1 protein-coding gene is annotated in these 373 nt (G+C 69.4%); it reads right to left on the reverse strand.

The features are described from left to right. A partial coding sequence (locus FF041_RS24720; RefSeq protein WP_323392621.1) for a condensation domain-containing protein occupies positions 1-343 on the reverse strand: 343 nt, incomplete at its 3' end. Positions 344-373 lie beyond the last annotated feature (30 nt).

The raw sequence follows: 373 nt of genomic DNA on the forward strand, positions 1-373 counted from the left end.
GAGCACCCGTGAGTTCCTCGGGAAGATCGGCGATCACATGCTCGGGCAGTACGAGGGTCCGGGTCCGGTCCGACGGCGTCACAAGCGTCGGCTCGTCGGTCCCGGTCAGCTCCGCCCGCCAGGCGGCCCGCGCCGCCTCCTTGTCCTGGCGGTTCAGCCATGCCACATACTCCCCGTACGATGCCGCCCGCCTCAGCACGGAGACATCGCCGCCTGCCGCGTACACCGCCGACAGCTCGTTGAGCACGATCGGCATCGACCAGCCGTCCATGAGGATGTGGTGGAACGTCACTATGAGCCGGTGGCGGTCCTCGCCGAGGCGGACCAGCAGCAGCCGCAGCAGCGGCGGGACCGCGAGGTCGAACCGTTCCGA

This window comes from Streptomyces jumonjinensis (assembly GCF_009600885.1).
GTDB lineage: Bacteria > Actinomycetota > Actinomycetes > Streptomycetales > Streptomycetaceae > Streptomyces > Streptomyces jumonjinensis.